Genomic DNA, 25,062 nt, shown 5'->3' on the forward strand with positions numbered 1-25,062 from the left:
CAGCGGCGGCAGTGGCGGCAGCGGCGGCAGCGGCGGCAGCGGCGGCAGCGGCGGCAGCGCGACCGGGACCGGCGGTAGCGGCGGTGGCGGCGGCAGCGCGACCGGGACCGGCGGGATGATGGCGACGAGCACGAGCACGGGTACAGGCTCGGGCGGTAGCGCCGGGGAAATGCCGTCGAGCGAGGGTGGCTGTGGCGCCTGCGTCGTCGGGGGCGGCTCGGCGAACGGGGCCCCCTGGATCGGTCTCGGGCTCTTGATCGCGCTGCGGCGAAGGCGGCAGGGCGCTCGGGTAGGCGCGCGGCGGTGAGCTGAGCGCCCCGGCTTCGCGCACCTCGATACAGGGCACTCCCGTGCGCGGAGCCGCGCGGAGCGGCAGCGGCGGCGGCTAGCCCATCGGTATCTCGGCCGCCGGGCCGTGCCCGCCCGGAATCCACGGAAAGGAAGGCCGCTGCGCCGGAATGGAGCGGCGAGGTGCTCCAGAACGGAGCGCGGGGTGCTCCAAAACGGAGCGTCGACGACCCGAAGCGAGGTCCGGGCGGTCGGAGTGCGTCATGGGGAGGCCCCAAAGCAAGGTCCGGCCCGTCGGAGTGCGTCATGGGGAGGCCCCAAAGCAAGGTCCGGCCCGTCGGAGCGCGTCATGGGGAGGCCCCAAAGCGAGGTCCGGCCCGTCGGAGTGCGTCATGGGGAGGCCCCAAAGCAAGGTCCCGCCGGTTGGAGTGCGTCATGGGGAGGCCCCAAAGCAAGGTCCGGCCCGTCGGAGTGCGTCATGGGGAGGCCCCAAAGCGAAGTCCCCGCTGTCGGCGTGGTCTTTGGGGAGGCCCCAAAGCGGACTCCGAGATCGACGATGCACCCGAGCGGAGCGTCGGCGAGGGCGCGGCCGAGGTCCTGCCGCGAGAGCGCGCTACCCGAGCGGAAGCGGGGGCGGAAGCGGCAAGCGGAAGCGGAAGCGGGGGCGGAAGCGGGGGCGGCAGCGGAAGCGGCAACCGCGATCTAATCGTGTACCGCTGTTCTTAGGAAGGGGTGCGTGGGCACGATGCGGTGGCGCGCTGGGGATACTGCCGCGGGGGTGGCGTCGCGGTGACGGTGTTCGCGCGCGAGGGCAAACGGGCGGGTTGTTCACCCTAAGCGCGCGTTCTGTTGACAGCGGAATCGGTGGGTCGGAGCTACGCCATTTTGCGTATTGAGTAAGGGGCGGGTCTCGTAGAGCCTCCCATCACGACGTCATCGATGGCAAACCAATAAATATGGGTCTGTCTGGCATATCGGTTCAATGCAGCGGCTTTCATGACGAGAGTTTTAGGCCATGAGAACAAGCTGCGCCATCGGCACGAATGGGACCAACGTGAGCCTCTGCATGGAGCCGATATCAGCTCCATGCACTCCGAGAGCCCGAGAAGGAGAAATCAAATGAATGCACGCTCGATCCTGTTGTTCGGCGCATCGGTCGCCGTAAGCGCGATTTTGACGACCGCAGCTTCATCGGATGCCGCGTGGGTGAGAAGCGTCGGAGTTTCTCACTGTGCATCCACCAACGCCAACGGGGACGCCGTCTACCTGAAGATAGGCCCGAAGGGCATCTACAATACCAGCACGTCGACGCCGCTCAACGTCGTTTGCGATGTTCCGTCCGACACGACGTACGAGCCGCGCGATGCGATCTCCGTCGCTGTAGCGGGCTATGACAACTCGGCGACTCAGGCGATAAGCGTTATGCTCTGTCGCCGTTTCCTCAGCGGGGCGGGAGGCACTTGCGGAAATGCCACAAGCAATGGCGCTGGAAACGCTGTGGGCGACTTTATGCTGTACCCGGCCCTGTTACCGTGGGAAGATTCCACCACATCGACTTTTCCATACCTTCACGCGGAGCTCCCGCCGAACACCGACGGCACGAACACCCTCACCGGGTTCAGGGTTTACTACCCGTAACGCATGAAACGGAGCTTCGAGCATTCTCGGCGCATCCTTTGGCCGCTCCTGCTCATCACGGCAGGGGCGGCCGTAGGAGCGTTGACATCGTTATGGGTCTCGCGATCCAGCGCGCCGCCTGTCGAGAAAAAGGGTCCGGCATCCATTTCGATGCAGCCGACCCTGGCGACGGAGCGCGCCAACCCGAGCACGGACGACGCGCAGAGACGGCGCATGCTCGATCTGGAGCGGCGTGTCGCCGCCATGGAAGCGACCGCGGAGGCGGGCGCGCATCCGCAGGCCGAAGCGAAGGTGGCGCCCGAGGACCTCGAGGCCGAGCAACATCGCAATGTCGAGATGCACGAGCAGGCGGTCGCTCGGCACTGGGAAGAGCCCGTCGACAAGGCATGGAGCAGCACCACGGCCAAGCTCTTTGAAGACGACTTCGACACCTTGGAACAGAAGGAGGGGTTGAAGCTCGTCTCCGTCGATTGTCGCACGCGCTCGTGTTTGGCGACGGTCGAATGGAAGACGTTCGACGAAGCCCAGCAGGGCTTCGATGCGATCCTGCATCATCTGTATGCGGCGAATTGCACGAGGGAGATCCTCCTCCCCGAGCCCAACGACAGGACCCGCCCCTACCAGGCCACGGCTGTTTTCAACTGCGAAGCTTGGCGCAGCGCCCAGCGCTGACGAAGACGCACGTCGCAGGCGACGACAGCAGACTCGACGGTTCATCGTGACGCTTTGCCGTGCCGCGTGGAACGCCGCGCGTCGAAGCGGCCGACCCCACCTTGCCCGCCAAGCTCGCTGATTTCGCTTTGTCGCATATCGCGGACGCCGTATCCGTCCCGCCACCCCCATCCTTCCGCCTCCCCCTCGGCCATGCATGTATGCCTCGTTGAAGGGAGACTTGTCATGGCTACGAGGACGACCAAGGCCGAGCGTCGCTCGGGGCGACGAGAAAGCACGTCGGCCTTGCCAAGCCGTTCGGAACGGTCCTATCGTTGCCGATTCCCCAGAACACCATAGCTGATCCGGGAGGTCAGGTTGGCGATCAAAATACCAAGCTTGGACGAGATCATTCACGGGACCTTGCTTCGCACACGCGGGCCGATACCAACGTGGACCAGGAATGAGCTTGCGGCCGTTGGCGTCGCTCGCAGAGAGCTCCAGATGCTCAACGCCGCGTCACCCGCGAAGGCCATATTCGACGCAATCCGTCATGTGTTTCCATTTGCGGGAGGGTTGGTCGAAGCAATCAACTCCGCGTCGTCGACAGAGCCACTGCACGCAGTCTACCACGTACCGGATTCATTTCTGCTATCGCGAGCGCAGCATGTCGCCATCGATCTGGCAATACCATTTGCTCTTCATTTGCCAGTGGGAATCGCTGCGCGCGGCGCCGATGCGCTCCCGGGTCGGTTGTTCATGGAGCATCAATATAGTCAAATCATGTATCCGCACTATGGCTTCAGCAACGTGAGCGGAATTGTGATCACAAAGTCGGCGCGCGGTGGTGAAGTAGAGCTTGATGTCATTTGGCTCTTCACGGAGACGAACGCTCGACTTCCGACCTGGAGAGACGCTCGACTTTTAGAGCTGGTCCACCGGGACATTCAACAGACGATATGCCGGTTGAGGATTCCGTTATTGCCTCATGAGCCCATCAGATACCAGATCATGCGAGAGCAGCGCGTTGGATACATGCTGGTTGGTCCAGGCGGCGCCATACGGGAAGCAAACCGTCGCGCCGCCCTCCTGGCTCACCATTATACACCCATGGACACTCCTTTGAAAATGCGCCTCACGGAGCTATTGGCGCGAGTCCATGCGACGCCGCCATGTAGCGATAGACCGGTTCGCTACCTCCATGGATCCAATGGAGCAGGTTTTTTGGAAGTGGGCACGCACAAGCTCACGAAAGAGACCCACGCCATCGATGAGGATCTCGTTTTAGTCGAAATGAGGGAGATCCCGTTGCCCGAAGGATCCTTCGGGGGATCGAGGATGCTGCTCGAAAAGCTAACGCCACGTCAACGCGAAGTGGCCTTGCTCCTTTCGAAGTCTGACCTGTCGTACAAGGAGATCGCCAATGCCCTGGAGCTCAAAGAGGGAACCGCGCGAAAGCATGTCGAGCACATCTATCGTGCTCTCCGTGTGCAATCACGATCCGAGCTGATCATCTTGCTAAATGGAATAGACCGGAGATCTACGTTATCGTGACCCGGTCATGAGGCGCGCGCGGGTCGAAGCCGAAGGCCCGAATCTTGGTAGCGCCGTCAGCGGAGGAAGCGGGCGTGGAGGCGGGAGCCGAGAGGGGAACGGGAGCGGCAGCGGAAGCGGCAGCGGGAGCGGCAACGGCAGCGGCAGCGGAAGCGGCAGCGGAAGCGGCAGCGGAAGCGGAAGCGGGGGCGGGAGCGGTAATCAGGGGATCCCGCTCGGGGACGGCGATTGGGTCGTCGGGCGGAGGGTTTCGTCATGCTGAGGATTTACGAGGTCATTTTGGCCATGGCTGGGGACGCGGCAGGCATCGCGGAGCAGATCGAACGAAGGGATTCGGATCTCGCTCGGCAACTGCGCAGGGCCATGACTCGTGAAAGTCACGGGTGGTGTGCTTCACGGCTCACGGTTGCGTCCCGAGCGGTGCGCGCTTCCGCTTTTTCGAGCCGGCGCTGCCGGCAACGACGCTCTGTGTAGAGAGCATCCCGACAAGCCATGCACAGTGACCAGCTTCCGTGCTTCGAAGGATGATGTTCGAGTAGGCTGCCTTCTCGAGAGGAACCTCGTCGTGACGGACGGCCCTAGGCTCCCGCCGAGCCGAGTCGATGGGCTGTTGCGTCGAGCGGAGCATCGTTGCCCGAGATGATGAAGCTGGCCCAATAATACGGGTGCGCGCGGTCTGGGCGGCCCAGCATTTCGAGCTGCGCCTGGCGCAGCGCCTCACCGCGACCGCAGCCGGCCCAAAGCTTGTCGTAGTAAGCCTCCATCAGCTCGCGCGTTGCCGCGTCGTCGACGCTCCAAAGGCTCATGACCTGCGACTCTGCGCCTGCCAGCATGATGGCGTGCCTGAGCCCGTACACGCCGTCGCCCCTGTGGACGTCGCCCACCCCGGTCTCGCACGCCGACAGCACGACGAGCTTCGTCCCTGTCAGATCGAGCTGCGAGAACTCCAGCGCCGTCAAGAGGCCGCCATTCTCATCGCCGTGAGGGCGGTTCGCGCCGGCCAGGGCAATACCCGAGCGCAATAGCGGGTTCTTGATGAGGTGCGCCGGCCATGGACGGCCATCCAAGGCGCGCGTGCCGGCATCGAGGGGGCTGGGAGGAGGCGCGTGAAGCGCGGGCTGGTTCGGGAGGAAAAAACCGTGCGTCGCGATATGCAGCACGCGCGGGCCTGCGAGCACCTCGAGGGCGCCTTTGGTGGCCGCTTCGCCCGAGAGGACGTGGGCCCCAGGTAGCTTTCGCGCGATCGCGCGACCTTCTTCCGCGGCGAAACGCAGCGGGGAAAACCATAAACCTCTCGCGTCGGTGGCAGGCTCGCTGCGGGCACTGCGATGCCTCGCCGGGGTGGGTGCCGGCGCGGCATCGTAATCAGGCGCGGCGACGACGACCGGACCTTGCCTCGACGGCGTGCTGATCTGGAGACGCAAGAGATCACGGCCGCTAGCGAGATACGTCAATGCGTAGCGCTCGACCAGGTAACGCCCCTCTTCGTCGATCAGCGCGCCGAAGGGAACGAGGTTGAGCTCGCCGTCGGGACTGAGCAGGATCCGGCGGGTCGAGCCGAGCAGGCGACGGACGGGCTGCATGACGAGGCTATCGAGGTCGCGGGCAGCCTGCCAGGGGTCGGCGTCAGCCTCCGAGGCGGGCAGGAGCTCGCGAGCGGGCGGCCTGGGACCTCCGGAGGTATCGCGGAGCGCCGCAAGCAACGTCCGAACTGCCGCATCGATGCGCTCGGCCTCGCCGAGGTCCGCCCAGGCGATTTCGCCCTCGTGATACAGCACGTAGGCTACATAGCGGGGCTTGCGCCAACGAAGTGGTATCGGGTCGTTGGGCATGTACCAGAACAGCTCCACGAGGGCAGCTCCCGCGGGGATGACGGCCTGCACCTGCTCGAGGGTGACGGGCTTCAGCTCGGCTTCCAGCGCAACGCCGCGGCGAGTGATTTCCGCCTCGAGCTGCTCCCGCTCCTCGGCGATGCGGGCCAGGGTTGCGCGGTAGTCGCGAACGGGCATATCACGGGCCCCTCGCCATTGGAGAGCGGCGTATTGTGCATTGAGCGCCCTGAGCTGATCGAGGAGCGCCAGATCCGCTGGGACAACGCTGTGGCGAAGCGCCGTGAAGCTCCCAATCATCGCATCGAATACGCGCCCTTTTCGGTTGAGAATCGTGGCGAGCACGAGCCGCTTGGCCGCCTGCACGTCCGGCGCGAAGTGGACATGCAGGGAGATCGCCACATAGGTCGAGAAGCGAAGCGGAGCCATGTAGGCCCGCTTCGCCTCGTCCGACCCGCTGTTCAGGAACAGCACGGCGTTCTTGTCTTGTATGGCCGCAGCCCGCCGCATGAAGGGAATGGCCTTCGCAGGCTCATTCATGGCCTGGGAAAGCACTGCGAGGAGCTCGAGCACCACGGCCAGTTCGGGGTGGTCGGGCCCCAGCGCCTTCTCGAGGATCGAGAGAGCGTGCTCGTAGAGCGCCTCCGCGCGCGCGTAGTCCCCGCTCGATTGGTACAGCCCCGCGAGGTGGTGGAGCGAGGTAGCAACGACCGGGTGGTCCGGCCCCAGCGCCTTCTCCCGTATGGAGAGCGCACGCCGATAGAGCGGGTCGGCCTTGCCGTAATCTCTTTTTGCTTGGTATACCGTCGCGAGGTTGTGGAGCGAGCTGGCCAGATCGGGGTGGCCCGACCCCAGCGCCTGCTCCTGGATGACCAGCGCGCGCTGATAGAGCTCCTCTGCCTTGGCGAAGTCTGACCGCGATTGGTATACCCCCCCAAGGTTCGAGAGGAAGGCAGCCACGAGGGGGTGGTCCGGCCCAAACGCCTTTTGGACGATGGCGAGCGCGCGCCGACCGAGGTGCTCGGACGCGTCGTGGTCACCAGCCATTCGATGTAGATCCGCGAGGTTGTGGAGGCACATCGCGACGTCGGGGTGGTCTGGCCCCAGCGCTGTCTCCATGACAGAGATCGCGCGCTGGTAGAGCGGCGCTGCTTGGGCGTAGTCCCCTGTCGATTGATGGATACTTGCGAGGTTGCTCAGCGCGACGGCCACATCGGGGTGGCCCGACCCCAGCGCCTTCTCCAAGGTGGCGAGCGCCCGGTGAGCGAGCGGCTCTGCCTTGGCGTAGTCCCCTTTCGCTTGATACAGAGCCGCGAGGTTGTTGAGCGAGGTGGCCACGCGGGGGTGGTCGGGCCCCAGCGCCTTCTCCAGGTTGGAATGCGCGCGCTGAAAGAGCGACTCGGCTCGAGCGTAGTCCCCTTTCGTTTGGTACATGGCGGCGAGGTTGTTGAGCAGGTCGGCCAAACTAGGGCTATCGGGCCCCAGGCTGGCCTCTGAGATATGGACAGCGCGCTGAAAGAGGGGTTCAGCCCGAGCGTAGTCGCCTGTCGTTTTGTACAGGAGCGCGAGGCCGTTCAGCGCGTCGACGATATCGGGGTGCCCTGGCCTGAGCGCCTGCTCCTGGATAGCCAGCCCACGCTGGTAAAGGGCCTCGGCTCGAGCGTAGTCGCCTGTCGTTTTGTGCAGCTTCGCGAGGTGGTGGAGCGCGACGGCTACATCGGGGTGCTCCGGGCCCAACGCTTGCTCCCGGATCGCGAGGGCCCGCTGGTAGAGCGGCTCGGCTTCGGCGAAGTCACCCTGTTGTTCGTGAATCGCCGCGAGGTTGATGAGCGAAATGGCCACATCGGGATGGGTTGGCCCGAGGGCTCGCTGCTGAATGAGGAGCGCGCGTTGAATGAGCGGCTCGGCCTTGGCATGGTTACCTGCCGAGACGCACAGCACCGCGAGCTTGTTGAGCGCGATGGCAACGTTGGGGTGGTCCGGCCCCATCGCTTTCTCCTCCATGGATACGATGCGCTCATAGAGCGGCTCGGCCTCGGCGTAGGCACCTACATATCTGTAAATCGTAGCGAGGAAATCGAGCAAGGCGGACACATCTGGGTGCTCCGGACCCACCCTCTCCTCCAGGAGGCCAAGTGCGCGTCTGGCCAATGGGATTCCAGCGTCGAATTCGCCCGCCTTACAGAGCGCGGTACACTCCTCGAAAAGGCGGTCCACCTCGGTCAATTCGCTCGCCGAGTCCTCGATCTCCTGCTCCTCGGGATCCTCTGCGCCGTGGCATTGCCAGAAGTGTTTGTCACTGCCGCACGGACAGGGAGTGTCGTCGCCGATGGCCGCCGGCACCCCGAGCTTTACTTCATCGATGGATCGGAACTCGGGGTGGGGCGGTAAGCGGCCCGGGATACGCCTGGTTGCCAAGCCGAAGACGTCGCCCGGCACGGCGTCGACGATACTGGCGCCCCACCGTTGCAGCAACGTACGTTCCCAGTTGCCGCCGTGCTCGCCGGTGACTGGATTGTACGTATTCGTGTCGTATCGAAAGCAGAGATACTCCCCTTCCAGGCGCCACTCGCCAGGGACGACGCCGCGATTGCCCGGATACCAGAGATAACATTGCCCGTTCGAAGTGTAATGCTCAATCTGATTTCCATGAGATGGATCGTAGAAAAGTACGGTCTTCTCGCTGTACTCGAAGGAGGAACTGTCCCCGCCGGGGGCCGCCGTGCGCTTCGCCGCGTTGATTGCGGTGCCGGGGTCGGCCTTCGGCGGCGCCCCCTGCTTTGCGCCCGATCTTCGAGCAGCCGCGGGGAGCGGGACCTTCGCGTGGCGGGAGACAGGCGTCTCGTCCGAGCGTGCCTTGCGCTTTCCGGCGAGGAGAAAGTAGGCGACGAGCGCCACGACCACAGCAATGACGATGTAAAGGGGGTCCACGATGAGCCGTCTCCGAAGGCAGTGTAACCGCGCCTAACACGGCTCCCTAGCGGGGTCTAGCAGCCCGTGGGCTTTGGCAACGTTGGTCTTGGCCAAACGGCATCACCGCCGGTGCCGCCGTTTGGCGTAAGGTCAAACTCGGCGAAGCAATGGGAAGCTCTCGCCTAAAGAACCGCTCACGGTACGAAACGGCTCAGGTTGCTGGCCTGCTACGAGGGGACCCATGGCCCCATCGTTGACCTTTCGCCAAACGCACCGACTTGCTGGACACCGCTCGAGCCGAAATCTGCTTCGATCTCAGAGCGCGCCTAACGATGATAGGCGTTCTTTCCACGGGATCACGCTCCATGCAATCAGACGGCCCTCGGTTCCGCGCGGGAGGTGCTGGCCTGCGTCCAGGTCGCTCAGGCCATGCGGTACATCGGCCCGGTCGATGCGCGGGCGCTCGACCGCATGGACCACGTCATCGCCACCCTCGGCCGCCTCGTCTACCGCCGCGCCTCCTGACCCCCAGGCGGGCCGTCCTCACCAGGGCGGCCCGCACGGCCTGGATCACGGCCCCCATGACGCCCCCCTCTCGCCATTCCCGACGGATCGTGGGTTCTCCGCGGACGAACCAACCCGCCAATTTACCGTTGAGTTCGCCCGCGATTCGTGAGACAAAACAAGCGACGCCAGCCGGCGCTTGCAACACCGACCGGCGTCTGACTCACAACACCGCACTACCGGAGCCATGAGCTAATGGTCACGATACTCGTCCATCCTCCGCCGGCAAACTTTTCGGCGTCGCACGCCTTGCTCGGCCGTCTCTACCTCGAACACCGCGACTTCCTGCGTCGCCTTCTTCTCGGTCAGGCCGTACCATCCCGCGACGTCGAGGATGTCCTGCAAGACATCTTCATCACGGTATGGCGTCGCCTCTCGTACCTGGTCACGCCGGAGCAGGCCCGTCCGTGGCTTTGGGTGATCGGGCTCAACCATGCCCGCAATTATCGAAATCGCCTTCGCTATGAGCGTGAGGTCCTCGTTGGTTTTGCGGAGGAGCTTCCCGAGCAGGGGGACGGGGCATCGACGGAGGTGCTTCTGCAGGCGATGTTCGGGATGTTCCGGCTCAAGCGATTTCTGGGGAAGATCAGCTCGCGCATCCGGGACGCGGTGATTCCTTATCTGGAGGGACGGTCGATCGCAGAGATCGCCGCGTCGCTCGGGATCAAGGCGAAGGCCGTCTACAGTCGCGTCCGTCTTGCCCGAAAGCGTTTGGAGATGCTTGCGCTCGCGTAGAGTCTGCATTGGCGGGCCGCCCGGCGAAGGGCGGCCCGCCGTTGGCCTTACCGACGCGCCAACCGGTACAAGGTGGCGATGATGTGGTCGAGCGCATCGCGCAGGCCATCATCGACGGATTCGACGTATCCCAGCGCCTCCGCCACGTCCAAGCACGCCCTCACCTCCGCGGCCGATCCCATGGCCGTGTGCCACCGAGCCCGTTCGTTCCGCCCCTGCGAATACGCTCCCTCGTGCAGGTTCAGCGGCACGCTCGTGGCGGCTCGCCGTAGCTGATCGGCCAGGTTTGCATCCTTGCCGCCGATCTTTTCGATGACGGGCCGCAGCCGCCGCAGCATTTCGATCGTGACGCCATAAATTCTGAGAGCCATTGCATCCTCCTTCCCCGACCGGGGACCCTTGTCCCGGGCCCGCGCGCGGAGGGTGGTGCAAGGCTGCGAGGCGAAGCCTCGCACCGCGCGCAGCCGCCCGGAGCGCGAAGCGCGAGGACGGTGAGCACGGCTTGGCCTTGCGCCGCCCGAGCACGCGGGCATGCTGGACGACCCGGACGAGAGCGCCTTTGAAGGCGTGTCCCGGGAGCGGCAGCGGAAGCGGCAACAGAAATCTGATTGTGTACCGCTGCCGCGGCTCTTGCCGGCTCCCGCCGACCCAGTGACCATCATGGGACGCTCGGTTCACGGGCGCATCGCGAGCCCCCTGCCTGGTTTTCCGTTGCCGCCGAGCCGATGAACGTGCGACTCAATACACCATGCAAGCAATGACGAGACTCCGCTCGGCCATGCTGGGCGTACTGGTGTGGGACTTCGGTGGGGCATGGATGACGGGCGCGTGCGGGTCGCCTCTCGATCCGGGGCCTCTCAAGTCGTGCCCGGCTCCACCCGACACCCCGACCGACACGAAGGCCGAATGTGCGGCGACGATGCCCGATCCGTGCATGCGTTACCGCATCCAGCTCGTCGGCGATCTGATGAACGCGGCGCTGCGCGCCAAGTACGTCGCCGCGTTTGGCGATGCTTGCTACGTGTCCGAGGCGGGCACGTTCGATTGCTGGTACGAGAAGTGGGAGAAAGCGTGTGAAGATGCAGCGTTGATTGGCGAGGTATCGGGAAACGCGGCGTACGACAAGGGGTACAAGTGCCAGCCTGACGGCGTAGGGAACTACTGGCTCCAAATTGGCCCGGATGTGGCGAACAGGACCTGGATCTTCTTTGACAAGGCGCCGCGACAAACGCCGCTCGTCGAGGTCGACGGTGTGCTGGTGGAGGTGAGCGGGCCGTATCGCGACTTGCCCGAGCCGCCAACGGTCGGACCGGGGCACGAGTTCAACAACTGTGACAGCGGCATGCTTGGCGCCGATGGCAAGCCGCTCTTGCAGCACCACTATATTCTCCAGGTCAACCGCAACGCGCATGGCGGCGAGATCCACTCCGATCTCGCGGGCTTCAAGTGGACTTGCACCGTGTACAACGCGAACTGCGAGGAAGTGGAAGCAGAGTGCGAGGAGCCGCTCGTGCTCTACGATCGGAGGATCAAACCTGCGCCCTTCGACCCTGGTCTGTTCGCGGAGGTGAACCACGTCGTGCCCAGGAAGGACCAGCGCAAGTGCGACTGGGGCACGAACTCGAACAAGAACGCTGCCGTTATTTCGAAGAAGCTCAACGAGTGGCTTTCCAACAAAAACCCGCCGGCCGAGGAGGTACAACGGGTCAACGCCGCGAAAGCCTACACGCCGTGACGCGCACACGTTGACGCCCAGACAAACGTGGTCTAAGCGAGGCACATGGTCCTACGCAACCATCCCCGCGGACGCCTCGCCTTCGACCGTGACGCCATCGTGCGCGCCGCGCTGCGCGCCTACGTGGAAAGCCTCGTGGCAACACTGGGGAGCGGTCTGTGGTTTCCCGTTCGCGAGTACTCGACCTGGACGGGAGACGTGCATCAAGGAGCCTTGCGGACCGACAGCGGATGTGGCGACACCGATGTCGTGGCCTGGACCGAGGCGGGCGTCGTTGGTCTTGCGTACGAGAAGGGGTTTGGCCCGATTGCTAACCTCGGCCTGACGCCTGACACGGTGACGGGTGGCCCAGAGGATGTGCGCCCGGCTGTGCCGGGGCTCCCCGCCGAGCTGGAGCCAGCCTTTCAGTTGGCCGCCGGCATGCTCGACACGAACAGCGATGTGTACAAGGGGAATTTGCCGAATAAGAGAATGTATACGGAAATGTTGGCCGGGGTCGGCTTTTGGCTCCACGGCGATCGTGTCGGGGGCACGCTCTTCGACGACCCGAAAGGCCCGGGCGCCGACCGACTGGTCCCCTGGGGCATGCTCCAAAACGGTCGCCTCCCCTTCTGCTTACTGGGGGAGCTTGCCCCGAAAGCAGCAGAGCGCGCCCGAACGAAAGACGCACCCATCCACGCGATCATCGACGCGGTGGTCGATCGGCGGATGCAGGGCCCCACGGAATTCACGGCCGACGAGATCGCAACGCTCCTCGCCAAGCCGCCCGATCCGAAGCAACTGCTCGGCGTTCAACGGCTCCTGCAAAAGGTGGGCATCGCCTGGCCCGGCTCGCCCGAGCTTCCCCCCGAGGAGCTGCCGCCGGGACCACGCATCAACCCCTTCACGGGAACGCCCATGCCGGAACCGAAGCGTCCCGACAAGTGACGGCGCAAGCTCCGCAGATCAACAAGCCTAGACGCAAAGCGGAAGCGGCGGCGGAAACCGAAGCGGCAGCGGCAGCGGCAGCGGCAGCGGCAGCGGAAGCGGCAGCGGCAGCGGCAGCCCGTCCCACGCTCCGAGCTAGCAATACTCCTCGAGGAGTGCGAGCAGCGCGTCGACATCGACCGGCTTGCTCAAGAACCCGGTCGGGCTGAGCGCGCGGACGCGATTGCTGTTCGCGCCGGCCGTCAGGACGACGACGGGAATCCTCGAAAACGTCGGATGCTGACGTTGCTCCGCGAGGAACCCATAGCCATCCATGATGGGCATCATCATGTCGAGCAAAATGACGCTAGGCGCCTCGTTCTCCGTGAGATACGAGAGCGCCGCGCGCCCATGACAAGCCGTCACCACGTGATACCCCTCGTCCACGAGGAGCGTCTCCAGGGCCTCGACCACCCCCGGATCGTCATCGACGACGAGGACCGTGCCGGGACGACGCCTGGTTGCCTCCGCCATGGCATTCCGTTGATCGTCGGTCACGCAATCCTCCTCGACGGCGGGCCGCCCTTCGGGTCAACTCGATTCCACGGGAACACGCGGCAGCGTCACGCGGAAGGTCGCCCCTGCCCCAGGCTCGCTCTCGAGGTCGAGCCTGCCACGGAACGCGTCCACGATCTTGCGCACGATCCAGAGCCCGAGCCCGAACCCGCCGCGGTGGTGCTCCGTCGGGGAGAGCTGGACGAATCGATCGAAGATCCGGCCCTGATCCTGCGGCCGGATCCCGGGGCCATGGTCGCGCACCGACACGACGGCATGCCCGTTCTCTTCGGTCACGGTGACTTCGATCGGCGCTCCAGGCGCATACTTGATTGCATTCGAAAGGATGTTCACCAGCACCTGCTCGACCCGCAGCCGGTCCCAGGTGCCCGTGATCGGTGCGTCGGCGCGGAGCGAGAGCGCGCAGCCTGCCTTGTCCAGATTCTCGGAGAAACGCTCGGCGGTCATTCGTGCGACGTCGGAGAGGTCCACCTCCTCGGGCGTGAGCGCGAGCTGACCGGACAAGGCCCGAGAGAAGTCGAGGAGATAATTCACGAGCTTCTCCAGCCTGCCGCACTCCGCCTTGGCCTTCGTCAGCCGCTCGGCGAGCTGCCCCGCCGAGCATGTCCCTTTCGCGCCGGCCCGCAGCAGGCTCTCGATATAGAGCTGCAGCGAGGTGAGCGGCGTCTTCAGCTCGTGGGAGGCGACCGAGATGAAGTCTTCTCGCATTCGCAGCGCCTCCTCGAGCTCCGCCGTGCGCTGGCGGACGCGCTCCTCGAGCTCCTCGTTGAGCTGGCGAAGCTCCTCTTTGGCGATCTTGAGCGACGAGCTCTCGATGAGCTCCCATTGGTCGGCGCGTCGGGTGAGCGCGAACTGATGGCTCCGCACGACGTCGATGACGCTGTCGGAGTTGCAGCGGCCGAGGGAGTAGGCGCAGAGGCCGACGATCCGGTTCCCCCGAAACGCGTTGGTCAGCCTCGCCTCGTAGTCGGCGAAGCTCTTCCAGTCGCATACCTCGAGAAAGGACGTGTTTCCGCTCGCCCGCAGCCCCGAATAGCCATTCTGGAGCGCGATCTCCTGCCGCTCGATCCACATCCGATGGAGGGTCTCGGTCTTGAGCCCCCCGGTCTTCAGGTACCAGTCGCCATGATCGATGATCTCGAGCTGACCGCTGCGCTCGAGCGCACCGAGGTCGGGCACGGCCGCCCTGAGCAGGTCGCGCGCCTGGTGGGCGCGGAGCGGATCGGCCGTGACCCAGACACACTGCGCATTCCCGCGGATCCCCGCGAGGAAATACGGAACGAGCGCGTCGGCGAGATCCCTCTGGGAATCATAGAACTGGCAAAAATGCGTGCCCCAAGGGAGAGTACCGACCGCCGGGATACCGCTGTCAACGCCCGCTGCTACCATGATCCATTCATGCTCCCCCACGCGTTGTGGCGATGCGAGGAGGAGGATGCAAGCGAAGGCCGCGCAATTTTCATTGCAATGCTGGAGCCGGCCGGCAGCCTGGAAGCGCCTCGCTGGGGCGTTGCCCCAGGCCCCAGCAGGGGCTGTCCGCCCCTGCACCCGGACCAGCGCAAGCGCTGGACTCGGGGTCGATGAACTGCGCGATGCGCAGTTCATCGAACAGCCGGGTCAAGACCACGAACGACCCCGCCGACCAAGACAGCAGCGCTGACGGTTCGACTGGCAATGCGGTGCCAACCGGCCTGTGGGAAGAACTGCGCATCGCGCAGTTCTTCCCCTTGAGGTCCAGGGCTGGCCCTGGTTCGGGTCGAGGGGCGAACAGCCCCCGCGGGGCCCGGGGCAGCGCCCCGGCGCGGCGGCTCCTGCTTGCTACACACACGGCAGCTCGACCGTGAATGTCGCGCCGTGGCCGGGCTCGCTGTGCACGCGGATCGTGCCGCCGTGGGCGTCCACGATTTGCCGGACGATGTAGAGCCCGAGGCCGAGGCCGCCGAAGCTTTGGCTCGACACGGCGCGCTCGAAGCGCTCGAAGATTCGGGCTTGCTCGTCTTTTGGGATGCCGATGCCGTGGTCCTCGACCCAGAGCTCTGCCCGTGGCCCCACGCGACGCACGCCGACGGTGATGGGCTTGCCCATGCCGTATTTGACCGCGTTCGTCAGCAGGTTGATGAAGACCTGCTCGATGCGGAATCGATCCCATCGGCCGATGACGGGCTCGCCGAGGACGAGATTGACGGTGCAGCCTGCGGCGGTGACCTCGTGCTGGAGGCCGTCGGCGGCTTCGCGCGCCAGCGTGGTGAGATCGACCTCTTCGAGTGCCAGCGAGAGCTTGCCGGCGCCGATGCGGACCACGTCGAGCAGCTCGCCGACGAGCTTCTCGAGCCGCTCGACGCTGTGGTTTGCGATCTCCAGCAGGCGGGGCAGGCCCTGGAGCTTGGGGTTTGCGGCGAGCGTGGGATCCTCGAGGCGCCGGCGCAGGACCTGCACTTGCAGGCGGAGTGGGGTGAGTGGCGTGTTCAGCTCGTGTGAGGCGATGTTGAGGAATTCGTCGCGGATGCGGAGCGCCTCTTGCGCCTCGTGGAGCAGCCGCTCGCGCTCCTTTTCTGCCTCCACGCGCTGGGTGATGTCCGTGGAGACGCCGCACACGCCGTAGGCGACGCCTGTGGCGTCGCGGAGGGGCACCTTCACGGAGAGCAGGTGGGCGCGCAGGCCGTCCCCGAGAGGCACGCTCTCTTCCACCTCCAGCGGCGCCATCGAGGCGAGGACCTGCCGATCGTTCCTGCTCAGGACCTCGGCGAGGTCCGGCGGGAAGAGCTCCTCGTTGGTCCGGCCGACGGCGTCGTCGCGGCCGAGAATCTCCGCGAGCTGCCGATTGACGAGGAGGTGCCGGCCCTCGAGGTCCTTCACGTAAATGAGCGCCGTGGTGTTGTCGACGATCGCGCGGAGCTGCGCCTCGCTTCGGTAGAGCGCGGCGTACAGGATGGCGTTTTGCAGCGAGATCGCGGCCTGCGAGGCCAGGAGCTCGACGACCATGAGGCGCTCGCGGGTAAAGGCGCCGGGGATGAGATCATTCTCCAGATAGAGCACCCCGATGACGTGGGCCTGCTGCACGATGGGCAGACAAAGGACCGCCTTCGGGCTGTGAGATGCGAAGTAGGGATCACACGAGAAAAGGCTCGGCTGCGCGGCGTCCTCGAGGATCACCGTCTCTCGGCTCCGGCGCACGTACTTGACGATGGACGCGGGGACGGCCGATGCCGTCGGGCTCCGGGCGGCGACGTTCACGACCACCCCTGCTGGGCCGGAGGACGCTTCGGCCTCGATGCGGAGATCGTCGTCGCGGACGAGGAGCAGGACCCCGCGCTGCGCGCCTGCCCGCTGGACCAGCGCGCGCATCAAGGTCTCGAGGAGCCGCGCGAGATCGATCTCCGTGGAGATGGCCTGCGAGGTCCGGAGGACGGCCATGAGATCGAGCTGCTCGGGCCGGGCCACGAGGGCGGCGGCGGGCGGCGCGGGGCCGCCGTCGAACAGGCCTGGATGACGGCGATCGAGCTCGGCGACCTTGGCGTGGGCGCCCCACTCGGCATACCCATTCCTGGCCTCGCGCAGGTGCGCGCACCCGCTCGTCTCGAAGCCGCGGCTCAGGTAGAAGCGACCTGCGAGCTCGTTGGCGAGGGCCTCGTTCTGGATGTAGCCGTGGCGCCGCGCTGCGCGCGCGGCGTCGTCGTATGCGCGCATGGCGTCGAGCTGGCGATCCTCGACACGCGCGCGCTCGGCCACGCAGAGCGCGTGCTTGTGGCCGTAATTCTCGGGGCAGATCTCGGCCCACTCGCCGAGCTTGCGCTCGTGATCGCGGAGGCTCACGAGGATCGCCTGGCGCTCGGCGGGGGCTGCGTCGTCGTGGTGGCCGGCGAGCGCGAGCGCGCCGTAGAACCAGAACTCGGGCTCCTGGACGTGGGCCACCGTCGACCAGAGCAGCGCCCGGGCGCGCGCGACCGCAGCCACGGCGCCGCGGAAATCGCCCGCGAAGACGCGCGCGATGAGCTGCATGATGTAATGCCAGCACGTGACGACCGCCCAGGGATACCGATCCATGACGGCGTCGCGGGCGTCCTCGTCGCGGGCGCACTCGCTTGGCGCCGGGCCCCCGCGCAGGGTGTCGACGAGGTGCTGGATGTCGAGGATGACCTGCGTCGAGGCGTCGAACCGCGCCCGCTGGGTGAACGACAGGCGGCGCTCCGCCTCCTCGAAGACCTCGTCGAGCGGGTGACCGAGGAGGAACCGGTCGACGACGATGTGGTTGCAGCAATAGCAGGCGAACGTCACGTCGCCGGTCTCGAGCGCGGTGCGAAAGGCGGTGTCCAGGTAAGGCAGGCACTCCCGGAGGTGGTGCGTCCAGAAGAGCGTGTTATCGCCGAAGATGAAGCTGATCTTGGCCTTGTACGCCGTGCCCCGCCGCCTCTCCATGAGGTCATAGCCGAGCTTGCCGAAGCGATAGCCCTCCTGGTACCGCCCGAACTCCGGGCCGAGGCTCATTCCGAAGTAGGCATACGCCAGCGCGGAGGCGTCGGAGTTGCCGTGGAGCAAGCTCTGGTTGACCATCGAGCAATAGACCAGGAGCGACAGGTTCGGGTCGGTATTGAGGGCCGGCGCGAAGAGGACGGCGAGGATGTCCTGCGCCGCGGCGATCTCGGGATCGGTCATCTCCGGGAGATCGATGAGGTCTTCGATGGGCCGGTCGCCGAGCAGGGAGAAGACGCGCTCGCGCTCGTGCTCCACCTCCGCGCGCGTGGGGTGCGCCGGGATGACGATCCCGAAGAGCGAAAGCCCGGACAGCCCGCGGGCGACGGCCTCGTCGAGGTCGTCCATGCTCGTGTAGAGGTCGACCTCGAGGCGCCGGATCGCCGCCTCTTCCCGCCGGCTCGCGGCGTGGGGCGCGAGCGCCGAGAGCTCTTTGGCCGCGCCCGCGAGGTCGCCGCGGAGGTAATCGCAGGTGGCGAGCTCGAAATGGAGAGCAAACCCGAGCGCGTGCTCGGCCCCGAAGGGATCGGGGCCGAGCATCCGCACGCCGGCGGCGAGGTAGCAGGCCGCGGACGTGTACGCCGTCGACGCCCGGGCCCGCCGGCCCGCGAGGAGGTTGAGGCGGGCGAGGCGCTCGCGCTCGTCCGGATCGTCGATGAGGGCGTGGCCGAGGTTGTATTGATGGGCGATCTCGAACACCCGCGCTTCGACGTCCTCGGGCCGCGTCGCGTCGAGCAGGGTGCGGCCGATCGCGAGGTGCGTCGCGGCCCGCTGGTCCTCCGGGATCAGGCGATACGCCGTCTCCCGCACCCGATCGTGGAGGAAACGATACGTGTCGCCCACACGGCTCATGAGGCCGCCCGAGAGCGCGCTCCAGAGGACGCCGTCGAGGTCGCTCACGGACCTTCGGCTCGCACCGGCGAGCGTGCCGATGTCCACCTCGCTGCCCAGACAGGCGGCCTGGGCCAGGACGGCGCGGGTCTCCGGGGGGAGCCGAGCGACCTTGGCGGCCATGAGGTCGACCACGTTGTCGGTGAAGGGCGCGGCCCGGATGGAGCCGAGATCCCAGGTCCACGCGCGCGCCTCCCGATCGAAGGAGAGGAGCCCGCGTTCGTGGAGCGCGGCGAGGAATTGCAGGACGAAGAAGGGGTTGTTGCCGGTCTTCTCCTCCACGAGGGCCCCGAGCGGGCGCGCCCGCGCGACGTCGCACTGGAGCGTGTCGGCGACGATCCGCAGCACGTCCTCGGAGGCGAGCGGGGCGAGGACGATGTCGGAGACCCGCGCGCCGGCCGCGCGGATGGCCGAGATCACGAGGGACAGCGGGTGCGCCGGCGTGACTTCGCTCTCGCGATGCGCGCCGATCAGGAGCAGGTGCTTCGTGTCGGGGTGGGTGAAGATCTCCTGGATCAACGCGAGGCTGCCGGCGTCGGCCCATTGCAGGTCGTCGAGAAAGAGCAGGAGGGGCCGCCCCTCGGCCGTGAAGGTCGAGAGGAAGCGGCGAAAGACCATGTAAAAGCGGCTCTTCTCCTCGGTGAGGGGCAACGCCGGGACGGCGGGCTGCTCGCCGATGACGAGCGCGAGCTCCGGGATCAGGTCGACGAGGATCTGGGCGTTCGGCCCGAGGGCCTCGCGGAGCCGCTCGCGAAACGAGGCGAGCTTCTCCTCGCTCTCCGTGAGCCGGCGTCGGATGAGCTTCACGAAGGCCCGGACGACGGTGGCATAAGGGACATCGCGCCGGGTCTCCTCGAATTTGCCGGCGAGGAAGCTCCCGCGCGCCGCGGCGACGGGCATCTCGAGCTCGCGGATCAGCGAGCTCTTGCCGATGCCTGAATATCCGGAGACGAGCACGAGCTCGGGCTCGCCGGCCTCTACGACCCGTTCGAAGCGAGCGAGGAGCGCCCGGATCTCGCGGTCACGGCCATAAAGCTTCTGCGGGAGGTGGAATTGCTCCGAGATGTCCTCACGACCCAGCGGGAATGGAGGAATGGCGCCGGCCTCGTTCCATTGCGCGAGGCAGAGCGCGAGGTCGTGGGCGAGCCCGCGGGCGGTCTGATAACGATCCTCCGCGACCTTGGAGAGGAGCTTTTGCACGAGGGCCGAGACCGGCTCGGGGATGCCGGGCTCGATCTCGCGCGGCGGTCGCGGGGTTCCGGCGATGTGACAATGGACCCACTCGAGCAGATCGACGCCACGAAAAGGAAGGCTGCCCGTCAGCATCTCGTAGAAGGTGATCCCGAGGGAGTAGAGATCGGTCCGGTGGTCGATGGCCCGGTTCATTCGCCCGGTCTGCTCCGGCGACATGTACGGGAACGAGCCCTCGATGGAGCTCATCTGATCGGCCTGCTGGTATTCGCGCGGGAGGAGCGAGGCGATCCCGAGATCGGTGAGCCTGACCTCGGCCGTCTCGACGTCGACGAGGATGTTGTCCGGCCGGATGTCCTTGTGGATGACGTGGTGATCGTGCAGCCCGGCGAGCGCCTCCGCGGTCCTCATGGCGATCCGGAGGAAGCGGCCGACGTCCATGGGCGCGCCGAGGAGGTGGCTCAAGGGGACGCCGTGGAAATCCTCCAAGACCAGGACCGTGCGATCGGCCCACCGCGTGAGCGAGATCGGGTGGAGGACGAGGCCCGCGTCGAGGTCGCGTGCGACGGCGCGCTCGTGCTCGAGCTGGCGGATGGTCTCGGGCGAAGGGTGCTTGGACGCGGGGTACTTGAGGAGGATCGGCTGATTTTCACCCTGCCGCGCGGCGCGCTGGAGGATGAACCGATCATTCACGCGGACGGTGTCAACAATCGTGTATTCGTCGAGGGCCTCCACTTCGATCTTCTACTACTCCGATCGGGAGCCCGCGCACAGGTTGTGTCGAGCGCCGGCGTTCACGCGGACAGGACCGGCGAGCGCGGAACGGGCGAGCGTCGTCGTGCTCGGTATGTCGTTTGCACATCGCTCCGGTCGTTCGAACCGCTGGTTACGGAGCCAGCACCGGCGCGGCAGGCAGCGAGGACTTGCACCCGTCGAGCGCGGAGGCGGGCACGCGGAACGTCGCGCCCTCGGCGGCGGTGGTCTCCGGAGCGGGGGCGCCGAAGCCGTGGTCGGGGCCGCGCGGAGCGGCGATGCGCGCAAAGGGCGCGGCGCGCTCCATCACGCCAAGCGCAACACCGGCGCGCACCTGGCCGACGGTGACGCGCTCGCCCGCGACCTCCACGACGAGAGGCACATCCTGTCCGCAGACGAGCGACTCCACGGGTTTTTCCTCGCGAGGAGCCTCGAGCAAGCGGCCCTCGGCGCCCTGATGGCGGCGACGTTCGGGCAGCTTTTCGAGGGCCGAGGAAGCGACCCAGCCGAAGACGGTCCCGCTGTCGAGCCTCCACGCAATGCGTGTCGATTTGCCTTTCGTGTCGAGCACGCGGACGGCAGGGGGCGAGCTCGGCGGGCGCAGGCGCGCGACGGCCGGCCCCGCGGGCTCCACGGCGAGGTCGATGGGATCCCCGCCCCGCAGCAGCATGTACGCATCCTTCTGCGTGGAGGCGGGCAGCGCGGCATCGACGTCGGGCGCAGCGGAATCGAGGGACAGATCCGCGCACGCCAAGCGCTGCGCCGGGAGGCTCCCGACCATCTCGACCTCCTTGTCGAGCACCGGCGCGACCTCGACGCCGGCCGACGAGGCGCTCACGACGCGCAAACGCGCGGAGACGAGAAAGCCAGCGGTGACGCTCGCGCGGGCCGGGTGGAGCTCGAGGTCTGCGGCGTCAGCGTACCCACGCAGCACGAGGAGCGGATTCTCGACGCGAATGCCGAAGCCCTTGGAAGGCCCATCGAGCAGCACGACGTCCGCCGAGCGGCCCTCGCCCGCCGTGCCGAGGATGCCGAACAGCCCGCCGACGCGCTTCATCCCGACGGTCGCGAAGGCGCGGCCACCAGGCGTGAGCCGGAGCGTGAGGCCCTCGCCGCGGAATCCCTTGGCGACAATCCGACAAACGCCCTCCGGCAGCTCCAGGGTGCGGGGCGCCGCCGTCTGCGCGGAGGCTGCCGAGGAGCTCGCTGCGGCCGAGGAAGCCGTCGACGTGGAGGGCGCATGCGCGCCATCGCAGCCGAGACCGGAGAGGAGGAATGCCGCGACGGGAGCGGCGAAGATGCGTCCGAGAGAATGGACCGCGGGGGGCGTCATGGGGCCACTCTACACGCGACGCGCACCGAAAAGCCAGCCTCGGCACGATCGCTCGTGGTCTTGCCCCGGCTGGTCGATGAACTGCGCATTGCGCAGTTCATCGACCCCCAGTCCAGCGCGGGCGCTGGTCCAGGTCCAGGAGCGGACAGCTCCTGGTGGGGCCTGGGGCAAAGCCCCAGCGAGGCGCCTCTACCCCGTCGGCATCTCGGCTGCCGGCGCCGCCGCCTTCTTCGACCTTCGCGTCGCGCGTGTGGCGGCGACGGCTTTTGCGTGCGTGATGGCGTCCGTCAGCGGGGCGAGCAAGGCTCGGTTTTCCACGTCGCGCTCGACGTCTCCGCGGATATCGCGGCTCTCCACGTACTTCTTCAATCGGCTGACGACGTGCACCCATTCTGCTTCGACGCTCCGGCCCTTGTGTACGTGTTCGCCTTGCGTCCCGCGGGCTGCGACGCGATCGGCGTAGGCCTGATCGCTCGCGTCGAGCGCGGATTCCAGTGAATCGATCCATTCGGGCGGCAGCTTGATGCCGGCCAGCGTGGGCGCGTGCTCGGGGGCGCGTAGCATGGTGAGTGTTGCGCGCATCCTTGCGTTCTCGTCGGGGATGCGGTCGTCGAGGAAGCTGAGGCCCTCGGGGAAGGCGGCGGCGGAGAGGACGCGGGCGGCGGAGGCGAAGGGGCTGTGGCGGCGACGCCCCTCGACATCGAGGAATGATTCGATGTGCCGCCCCCAGGTATCGACGTCCTCGTCGAGGGCTTCGACCTTGTCTGCGTGGGCGGCGACGGCGGCGTGGGCGGCGTTTTTTCCGGACACGTGGGTGTCGAGCCGGGCGGCGATGGCGTCGAGCTGGGGAATGAAGACGTCGAGGGCTGGCTCGGCGGGGCCGAGTTGTGCGCGCTCGATGAGCTTCTGATGAAGCTTGCGGCTGATGGTGGCTTTTTCGACGCGGGAGAGCTTGGCGGGAGAGAAATGATTGGCCATGGGAAACACCTCGCTGGTTCGGTCGCGACGGGATGTCGCGTGGCGGGTTCGGGAGGTGTCATGGCAAGGGCCGTGCCTACCCGGAATCCACGGAAAGGAAGGCCGCTGCGCCGGAATGGAGCGGCGAGGTGCTCCAAAACGGAGCGTGGGGTGCACCAAAACGGAGCGGCGACGACCCGAAGCGAGGTCCGGGCGGTCGGGATGGGTCATGGGGAGGCCCCAAAGCGAGGTCCGGGCGGTCGGCAGGGTTTTTGGGGAGGCCCCAAAGCGAGGTCCCGGCGATCGGCGTGGTCTTTGGGGCGGCCCCAAAGCGAGGTCCCGGCGGTCGGCGTGCGTCATGGGGAGGCCCCGAAGCGAGGTCCGGCCCGTCGGCGTGCGTCATGGGGAGGCCCCGAAGCGAAGTCTCCGCTGTCGGCGTGGTCTTTGGGGAGTCCCCAAAGCGAGGTCCCGGCGGTCGCCGTGGTCCTTGGGGCAGCCCCAATGGGATGGAGGGGCAACCGGAAGGGTGTTTGGGGAGGCCCCAAAGCGGAGGGGCTTCTACGGATGGGCTTTCCCTTCCGGAGCGACGCGCGCCGAAGGGCCGACCTCGACCGGTCCCCCGCTTGCAATGCCCCGACGGGATGCATTTCGTGCGCACGCGTCGCGTCGGCCATTTCCTCGTCCTCCCGGCGCTCGCCGGCCTCGCGGGCTGCGGAAGCCGCGACCCAGGCCGCGCGTGGGCCGATACCACGGAGCGCCGGGAATGCCTGGCGGCGCCCGCCGCGACCTCGATCCACCTCGATCGCGCCGCCTACGCCGAGCGGCTCCGCGCCATGTGGATCGGCACGTGCCTCGCGAACTGGACCGGCCTCCGGACCGAAGGCGTCCGCATCACGCGCCCCTTTTTCACCGACGACGACTGGGGAAAACCCCTCGGCCGCGACGGCGCGCCGATCGATTTCGTGTTCCAGGATCCCTGGCAGGCGGACGACGACACGGACATCGAATACGTCTACCTGCACCTCATGACCGAAGCGCGGACGCTGCACCTCTCGCCGGCGCAGATCCGCGACGGATGGCGCGCGCACGTGAACGATTTCATCTGGGTCTCGAACCGGAGGGCGCGGGACCTCATGGAGCGCGGCCGCCTGCCCCCCGACACCAGCGATCCGGCGCAGAACCCCGACGCCTTGCAGATCGACGCGCAGCTCACCACCGAGATCTTCGGCGCCCTCGCGCCCGGCATGCCCGATCTCGCCCTGCGAATCGCGAATCTACCCATCCGCACCACCGCCCGCGGCCACGCCGCGCACGCGGCCGAATTCCACGTCCTCTTGTATTCCCTCGCCGCCACCGTCGATCCGGAGAAGCCGCGGCGCGAGGAGATCGTGCGCATCGTCCGCGAGGCCAGGCAACGCCTACCGGACACCTCGAAGGCCGCCGATGTCATCGATTTCGTGCTCTCCGCGTATCTCGCGGCGGACGACAAGAACGACTGGGAGAGCACCCGCGACGCCATCGCGCGTCGCTACCAGGAAGGGGCTCCTTTTCGCGGATTCGTGTATCGAGGCTTCACGGAGTCGGCCATCAACCTGGCCACGGGGCTCATGGCGCTCCTCTTCGGCGAGGGGAATTTCGTGCGCACCGTGCAGATCGGCACCCTCTCGGGCTGGGACTCCGACAACGGCACGGCGACCATGGGCGGCCTCGTCGCGCTCCTCGGCGGCCTCGACGAGCTGCGCGCCGCATTCCCGGAGAAAACTTTATCCGACCGTTACCATATCCACCGCACCCGCCCCACCCTGCCCGACCTCCTGCCAGGGGATCCCGACGCCGAGGATACGTTCACGGACGTCGCGCGGCGAATGGTCGCATTGGTGGACCTCGCCGTGAAGGAGGGAGGCGGCGAGGTGACGACGTCCGGGTGGGAGATCCGTTGAATGAAGGCGTCTCGCTGGGGCTTTGCCCCAGGCCCCAGCAGGGGCTGTCCGCCCCTGCACCCGGACCAGCGCAAGCGCTGGACTCGGGGTCGATGAACTGCGCGATGCGCAGTTCATCGAACGGGCCAGGTCAAGACC

At 66.7% G+C, this 25,062-nt stretch carries 15 protein-coding genes; 8 read left to right on the top strand and 7 right to left on the bottom strand.

Going from position 1 to position 25,062, the window contains the following annotated elements:
• From QHF85_RS46280 to QHF85_RS46295, 4 genes are all read left to right on the top strand, one after another.
• Window positions 1-307 (top strand): MYXO-CTERM sorting domain-containing protein (locus QHF85_RS46280; RefSeq protein WP_281333927.1); only part of this gene is annotated, 307 nt, incomplete at its 5' end.
• A 1,100-nt stretch (window positions 308-1,407) separates the two neighbouring features.
• On the top strand, window positions 1,408-1,926 hold the full coding sequence (locus QHF85_RS46285; RefSeq protein WP_281333928.1) for a hypothetical protein: 519 nt from the start codon (window positions 1,408-1,410) through the stop codon (window positions 1,924-1,926).
• A 3-nt stretch (window positions 1,927-1,929) separates the two neighbouring features.
• Window positions 1,930-2,598 (top strand): hypothetical protein, encoded by a 669-nt coding sequence (locus QHF85_RS46290; protein WP_281333929.1) that lies wholly within the window; start codon window positions 1,930-1,932, stop codon window positions 2,596-2,598.
• A 483-nt stretch (window positions 2,599-3,081) separates the two neighbouring features.
• Window positions 3,082-4,131, top strand: a complete 1,050-nt coding sequence (locus QHF85_RS46295) for a helix-turn-helix transcriptional regulator (RefSeq protein ID WP_281333930.1) — start codon at window positions 3,082-3,084, stop codon at window positions 4,129-4,131.
• Between the two features lie 578 nt (window positions 4,132-4,709).
• On the opposite strand, the gene QHF85_RS46300 is transcribed toward QHF85_RS46295, so the two are convergent.
• A complete protein-coding gene (locus QHF85_RS46300) occupies window positions 4,710-8,891 on the bottom strand; it encodes a CHAT domain-containing protein (protein ID WP_281333931.1) in 4,182 nt (1,393 codons plus the stop codon).
• Between the two features lie 795 nt (window positions 8,892-9,686).
• On the opposite strand from QHF85_RS46300, the gene QHF85_RS46305 reads away from it, so the two are divergent.
• Window positions 9,687-10,172 carry an RNA polymerase sigma factor gene (locus QHF85_RS46305; protein ID WP_281333932.1) on the top strand — a complete coding sequence of 162 codons (486 nt, stop codon included), beginning with the start codon at window positions 9,687-9,689 and terminating at the stop codon, window positions 10,170-10,172.
• Between the two features lie 47 nt (window positions 10,173-10,219).
• Here the strand turns inward: QHF85_RS46305 and QHF85_RS46310 are convergent, their stop codons facing one another.
• Window positions 10,220-10,543: a four helix bundle protein gene (locus QHF85_RS46310; RefSeq protein ID WP_281333933.1), complete on the bottom strand. Its 324-nt coding sequence runs from the start codon at window positions 10,541-10,543 to the stop codon at window positions 10,220-10,222.
• 563 nt (window positions 10,544-11,106) lie between these two features.
• Here QHF85_RS46310 and QHF85_RS46315 point away from each other — a divergent pair.
• Both QHF85_RS46315 and QHF85_RS46320 read left to right on the top strand, forming a co-directional pair.
• Entirely contained in the window at window positions 11,107-11,907 is an 801-nt protein-coding gene (locus tag QHF85_RS46315; RefSeq protein WP_281333934.1) for a hypothetical protein, read from the top strand.
• A gap of 45 nt (window positions 11,908-11,952) precedes the next feature.
• Window positions 11,953-12,834: a hypothetical protein gene (locus tag QHF85_RS46320; protein ID WP_281333935.1), complete on the top strand. Its 882-nt coding sequence runs from the start codon at window positions 11,953-11,955 to the stop codon at window positions 12,832-12,834.
• Between the two features lie 135 nt (window positions 12,835-12,969).
• Here the strand turns inward: QHF85_RS46320 and QHF85_RS46325 are convergent, their stop codons facing one another.
• The 5 genes from QHF85_RS46325 to QHF85_RS46345 form a co-directional block, all read right to left on the bottom strand.
• Entirely contained in the window at window positions 12,970-13,371 is a 402-nt protein-coding gene (locus QHF85_RS46325; RefSeq protein WP_281333936.1) for a response regulator, read from the bottom strand.
• Window positions 13,372-13,404: 33 nt separating this feature from the next.
• Window positions 13,405-14,778 carry an MEDS domain-containing protein gene (locus tag QHF85_RS46330; protein WP_281333937.1) on the bottom strand — a complete coding sequence of 458 codons (1,374 nt, stop codon included), beginning with the start codon at window positions 14,776-14,778 and terminating at the stop codon, window positions 13,405-13,407.
• A 429-nt stretch (window positions 14,779-15,207) separates the two neighbouring features.
• Window positions 15,208-20,676: an AAA family ATPase gene (locus QHF85_RS46335; protein WP_281333938.1), complete on the bottom strand. Its 5,469-nt coding sequence runs from the start codon at window positions 20,674-20,676 to the stop codon at window positions 15,208-15,210.
• Between the two features lie 151 nt (window positions 20,677-20,827).
• The gene (locus QHF85_RS46340; protein ID WP_281333939.1) at window positions 20,828-22,027 is read right to left on the bottom strand and encodes a hypothetical protein; all 1,200 of its coding nucleotides are present in this window, start codon (window positions 22,025-22,027) and stop codon (window positions 20,828-20,830) included.
• A 189-nt stretch (window positions 22,028-22,216) separates the two neighbouring features.
• Window positions 22,217-23,005 (bottom strand): hypothetical protein, encoded by a 789-nt coding sequence (locus QHF85_RS46345; RefSeq protein ID WP_281333940.1) that lies wholly within the window; start codon window positions 23,003-23,005, stop codon window positions 22,217-22,219.
• 629 nt (window positions 23,006-23,634) lie between these two features.
• Between QHF85_RS46345 and QHF85_RS46350 the strand changes: the two genes are divergently transcribed.
• A complete protein-coding gene (locus QHF85_RS46350) occupies window positions 23,635-24,924 on the top strand; it encodes an ADP-ribosylglycohydrolase family protein (protein WP_281333941.1) in 1,290 nt (429 codons plus the stop codon).
• The last annotated feature ends 138 nt before the right edge of the window (window positions 24,925-25,062 follow it).

Origin of the sequence: Polyangium sp. 6x1 (genome assembly GCF_029946515.1) — a bacterium.
Classification (GTDB): Bacteria; Myxococcota_A; Polyangia; order Polyangiales; family Polyangiaceae; genus Polyangium.

What these genes read in the sequence shown, in the direction of transcription:
- QHF85_RS46285 (WP_281333928.1), top strand. Translation starts at nt 1,408, where the DNA reads ATGAATGCACGCTCGATCCTGTTGTTCGGCGCATCGGTCGCCGTAAGC.
- QHF85_RS46290 (WP_281333929.1), top strand. Translation starts at nt 1,930, where the DNA reads ATGAAACGGAGCTTCGAGCATTCTCGGCGCATCCTTTGGCCGCTCCTG.
- QHF85_RS46295 (WP_281333930.1), top strand. Translation starts at nt 3,082, where the DNA reads ATGCTCAACGCCGCGTCACCCGCGAAGGCCATATTCGACGCAATCCGT.
- QHF85_RS46310 (WP_281333933.1), bottom strand. Translation starts at nt 10,543, where the DNA reads ATGGCTCTCAGAATTTATGGCGTCACGATCGAAATGCTGCGGCGGCTG.
- QHF85_RS46315 (WP_281333934.1), top strand. Translation starts at nt 11,107, where the DNA reads ATGCGTTACCGCATCCAGCTCGTCGGCGATCTGATGAACGCGGCGCTG.
- QHF85_RS46320 (WP_281333935.1), top strand. Translation starts at nt 11,953, where the DNA reads ATGGTCCTACGCAACCATCCCCGCGGACGCCTCGCCTTCGACCGTGAC.
- QHF85_RS46330 (WP_281333937.1), bottom strand. Translation starts at nt 14,778, where the DNA reads ATGGTAGCAGCGGGCGTTGACAGCGGTATCCCGGCGGTCGGTACTCTC.
- QHF85_RS46340 (WP_281333939.1), bottom strand. Translation starts at nt 22,027, where the DNA reads ATGACGCCCCCCGCGGTCCATTCTCTCGGACGCATCTTCGCCGCTCCC.
- QHF85_RS46345 (WP_281333940.1), bottom strand. Translation starts at nt 23,005, where the DNA reads ATGGCCAATCATTTCTCTCCCGCCAAGCTCTCCCGCGTCGAAAAAGCC.